Raw genomic sequence first — 4,673 nt, forward strand, 5'->3', positions numbered from 1 at the left:
AATAGTTTGGAATCTGAATAGAGAAGGTGAAACTGATGGGAATTGAATTATGTGCACTAATGTTCGAAAACTTGCTAGTTTATAAAACTGAGGGTAAAAAAGAAAGCTGGCAGGAAGGTATTTATTATTTGGACGATATTGCTTTAAGTAAAGATGTATATAGAAATGGACCACTATTTTTCTCTTACAAAGGGAACGACACGGATCAAACATTAGGGGAATTTACATATTATTTGCCAATAAGTAGTCCAGTAGAGGTAACAGAGGACTCGGACTTTACTTTTCAAAAGGATTTTAAACTAGATCGAGCATTATTATTAAGGCAGGCTGACGAAAAGCTTGATATCAATATTGCATTTGCTGAAGTACAAGCATTTTCTAATGAAAATAATTTAGAGATTGAAGATTACTTTTATTGTATTCTTTTAAATGTTTATGGAGAATATATAGTCGATTTATATGCTCCATTAAAAAGCCAGGGTGATGAAGAATGATCGTAGAAAATCATCAAATTGCTTATCGTCACGTAGCTTCTAAACTATACAATTTTGTCCCTGAGGAAATTGAATTAGCTTTCCAAGATTTCGTGCAGATATTATCTGAATACAATTATACACCTACAGGAGTGGTATTTTATTCGGTTATTGGTGAGTCCTCAGAAGGGGTCATGACAGCTGAGATATTTATACAAATAAGTGAAACTTCTATAGCTATACCTCGTGAGGAAGCAGTGAAGTTTACGAGCTATTTTTGTGTAGATCATTTACTTATGACTCGAGTGCAGGGTGATTTTAACATGAAATCTCAAGAAAAATATGAAGAATTATCTACCTATATGGAGCAGAAAAACTATACTCAGAAAACCCCACTATTTGTTCAAATCAAAAAAATGCATACAACCGATTCTTCTTATGTGGAAATGAGTATAGGTGTTTTGTGATTTATAAATAATGACAATCAAAAACTTAGCCTATGCCATCATTGGTATGGGCTTGGTGCAATTTTGGGGTCATACAAAAGTTTAGGTAGATGAGCAATGAATATTTTGTGATTGCAAAGGGGGGTAGTAGAGGAATGTTTCTAAATTAACTCGTGTATGGAGTTTAGCTGAAAAGACACTCCGTTCAAATTAAAGGGTGATTTAATTGAGATTAGTAGAGGAAGATTTTGAAGTACTACGAGAACCGTTAGAATCTGGTCGTCAAAGCAGGGAAAGCCTTAGTTTTGTACTCATACTGGGTATTTTTTTACAGCCATTAGTGTTTGCTTTAAATTACCATCTGGTTGCGGTTTATACTTTATTTCCGTTTAAAGAGGAGATAATTAATATACAATTTTGGTTTACTGCTATTTTAATGGGGCTAAGTATTGTGTACTTGATTCCGTTTGTTTATAAAAGAAGTGAAAGAATACAGTATGCGCTTGTAATTTTGGTTTCACATAATGTGGGTTCCATCCCATTCTTGATTATTTCCCTATTTACAATAGGTTTGGAGGATGAGGGCTTGACCAATAATGAGGACACATTATTGCAAATCACCTACAGTATTTTAGCAGCAGCACTCTTATTATTTATCATTATAATGGCCCGGTATTATATTTTGCTTAAGAAAGGTGACTATCGAAAAGGCTCAAAAAAGGAAGAACAAAGAAACGAACTAGCAAATATGTCGTTTGTTCCTAAAGTAGTATTAGTTGGGGGAATAGTATTTTTAATCTTAACTAAGTGGATCTCTAGTAATTCTAATTACTATGACAGTAGTACCCCTGGACTCCTAGTTTTAGGTATGCTTATCTTTTACGCGATGATAGCAGTCTTACCGGAGCAGCTAATCATTTTATATTGTAAGTGTAAGTATAAGAGCTTTAACTTTAATGACCGAGGTTACCTTTACTCCATAGGCGAACAAAAAACTGAGCGAAGAAGAAAACCAAGGATAGAGGCATAACACTATGTTACAGGTGCCTGGCACTTGTAATATATCATAAAAATAGCATATAAAAAACGCATCCGTTTTAAAAAGGGGTGCGTTTTGCTTTTTAAGGGAAATGTATTTATTTGAGGGTTGATTTTATAAAACTATTAATTATTAGGACTGAGGAAAGCTGCTTCATTATCGTTGTTTTTTTACTTGAATTCGTGCTACTTGATTTAAATTGATCGTGTATTTATTTTCGGTTTCCACAAACATTCCACCATTTATGTATTCGCGCTCTGCTGTTCTAATGTCTGTGTTTGTTTCAAATAATAGTTGATGGCCATCGTGAAAGGACAATAAAAATTTATATTTTTTTATTTCATCGACGTTTTTCAACCAATCACCTCCTTTTGGAAATTGTATCATTTATATGTATTAATTACAATATAATTGGAAATTATACAGTATAATTTAATTGCTTTTGAGATGAGAATATAAAAAATAGGTTTTAATGAGCACATAGTATATAATTAATGGACAAACATAATGTGTTTAAGATGAAATTTAAAGGAGTATGAATTGATTGAGTAAAAAGTCTATAAAAAATGAGTTACCAGAAAACTATGAGGATCTTAAAAAAGCAGCTAACCGTACTGGAAGCTGGAGAACTCGTTTAAGTGCCGTTGAAGAGTTGGGAAATTATAATACAAGCCAAGTGATTGATATACTAAAAGTAAGATTAGACCATGACCCAGTTTTTCAAATTCAAGAAGAAGCATATCGCTCATTACTTGAGTTAGGGGAAGATGTCGTATTACCAAAGCGTAAAAAATTCGAATTGGTAAAAGGAGCAAATAAAGTATTTGTTCGCGTGAAAAAGAGCTTACCAAAAGATCATACGTTTGACGAATATTTAACTAAGCTAAAAAGAATGCGTATCGATGTATATGATGCATATGAAGGCGAAAAAGGCTTAGAATGGCTAGAAGAAGAATGGAAAAAATTATAATAAATTCCGGAAAAGGTCAATTTGTATTGACCTTTTTTTGTATATTTATGGATGAAATATTACAGGTGCCAGGCACTTGAAATAATGTAAAATAAACTATATAAATATAAAAAAGATTTTGTTAGGAGGATTAGGATGAATAAGCTTTTATGGGATACGCCAGATCGACTGCGTGAATTATTGTGTGAGCTTGTGAGCTGGAATAGTATTACGTTAACAGATGGAGAAAGGGAGTTTGCTCCTAAGTTAATAGAGAAGATTCGAGAGCTTGAGTATTTTCAAACTCATCCGAGTCAGCTCCAGCTTCATGATGCAGGCTTGGGAAGACAGGTAGTGACGGCTTTATATAAGCATCCTTCTGCAACAGAAACAGTTGTTCTTATTAGTCATTTCGATACTGTGCAGACAGAAGAATATGGTACTTTGGAGCCTTTAGCTTATTTTCCGGAGGAGTTAACTAGAAAGTTAATGGAGAATCCTAGTGAGCTACCAGAAGATGCTCAGGAAGATTTGGCGACCGGTAAGTATTTGTTTGGCCGTGGAACGATGGATATGAAGATGGGATTAGCCTTACATATGCAGTTGATTGAAAAAGCTACTGTGGAAGAATGGCCAATTAATTTAATTCTCACAAGTGTGCCGGATGAAGAGGTAAACTCTGCTGGTATGCGTGCGGCTGTTACTCAGCTAGTACGAATTCGTGAAGAGTTTGGTTTAAACTACAAACTGTTTTTAAATAGTGAACCTTCATTTTCACAGGTGCCAAAGGATATTGACGAGTATATCTACTCTGGTACGATCGGTAAAATTATGCCCGCCGCGCTATTTTATGGAAAGGAAACTCATGTTGGAGAGCCGATGAAAGGGATGACGGCTAACTATATTGCTTCTTTCTTAACACAGCGAATGGAATATAATCCTATATTTACAGAGCATGAACTTGGGGAAAGTACTCCGTTGCCAGTTTCTTTACAGCAAAAGGATTTGAAAATGTCTTATTCAACGCAGACACCGTACCGAGCAGTTGCTTTGTACAACGTGTTTTTATTGAGAAGAACTGCTTCTGACATTATGGATTTGTTTGAACAGGTTGCGAATGAAGCAATGGAAGCTCTGAATAAAACCTATCAACAAATTTGTGAAAGGGAGCAGGTCCAAGGAATTGGACAGGTCAGAGTTTTGAAATATGACGAGCTGCTTGCGTATGCCAATAAAAAATTAGGGGTAGAGGAAGTTCAAAGACTTAAGCAAGAAGTACTTGCCGAAGAGGAATGGGACGATCGTGAAAAATCACTACGAATAGTAGATAATCTTATGATTCAATGTCAGGAGCTCTCACCAGCTACTGTATTGCTCTTTGCTCCACCATATTATCCAGCGGTTAATACATCCAAGGATCCACTGATTATAGAAGCGGTGGAGCTAATGAAGCAATCTGCACAATCCTTTAATAATACAGTAAAACAAATACATTATTTTAATGGGATATGCGATTTGAGCTATGTAAACTATGAAGACGATGGAAACGGCTGGACAGCATTTGAAAGCAATACACCAGTTTGGGGAGATACTTATGATATCCCATTTGAAGATATGGCAAAATTAAAGGGGCCAGTACTGAACGTAGGACCCTTCGGCAAGGATGCACACCAAAAAACAGAAAGACTACATATAGACAGCGCTTTTGTTGAAATGCCAGTAATGCTAGAAACCCTTATTAAAAGCTTATACAAATAAAAAATACA

At 35.1% G+C, this 4,673-nt stretch carries 6 protein-coding genes; 5 read left to right on the forward strand and 1 reads right to left on the reverse strand.

The genetic code is table 11. The features are described from left to right. The first annotated feature begins 35 nt into the window (after window positions 1-35). The 3 genes from AC06OU_RS02170 (at window position 36) to AC06OU_RS02180 (ending at window position 1,949) form a co-directional block, all read left to right on the forward strand. On the forward strand, window positions 36-494 hold the full coding sequence (locus AC06OU_RS02170; RefSeq protein WP_340884920.1) for a DUF5085 family protein: 459 nt from the start codon (window positions 36-38) through the stop codon (window positions 492-494). Then, entirely contained in the window at window positions 491-940 is a 450-nt protein-coding gene (locus AC06OU_RS02175) for a DUF5085 family protein (protein WP_475853656.1), read from the forward strand. The genes AC06OU_RS02170 and AC06OU_RS02175 overlap by 4 nt, the downstream gene beginning before the upstream one ends. 205 nt (window positions 941-1,145) lie before the next feature. After that, complete coding sequence (locus AC06OU_RS02180; protein ID WP_475853657.1) at window positions 1,146-1,949, forward strand: hypothetical protein; 804 nt, start codon at window positions 1,146-1,148, stop codon at window positions 1,947-1,949. Window positions 1,950-2,114: 165 nt separating this feature from the next. On the opposite strand, the gene AC06OU_RS02185 is transcribed toward AC06OU_RS02180, so the two are convergent. Further along, window positions 2,115-2,315 (reverse strand): hypothetical protein, encoded by a 201-nt coding sequence (locus AC06OU_RS02185; RefSeq protein ID WP_169358751.1) that lies wholly within the window; start codon window positions 2,313-2,315, stop codon window positions 2,115-2,117. A gap of 187 nt (window positions 2,316-2,502) precedes the next feature. Between AC06OU_RS02185 and AC06OU_RS02190 the strand changes: the two genes are divergently transcribed. Together AC06OU_RS02190 and AC06OU_RS02195 are read left to right on the forward strand one after the other, a co-directional pair. Next, a complete protein-coding gene (locus tag AC06OU_RS02190) occupies window positions 2,503-2,928 on the forward strand; it encodes a HEAT repeat domain-containing protein (protein WP_475853659.1) in 426 nt (141 codons plus the stop codon). 135 nt (window positions 2,929-3,063) lie between these two features. Continuing rightward, window positions 3,064-4,665, forward strand: a complete 1,602-nt coding sequence (locus AC06OU_RS02195; RefSeq protein ID WP_475853660.1) for a M20/M25/M40 family metallo-hydrolase — start codon at window positions 3,064-3,066, stop codon at window positions 4,663-4,665. Window positions 4,666-4,673 lie beyond the last annotated feature (8 nt).

It is taken from the genome of Psychrobacillus sp. (genome assembly GCF_056205495.1).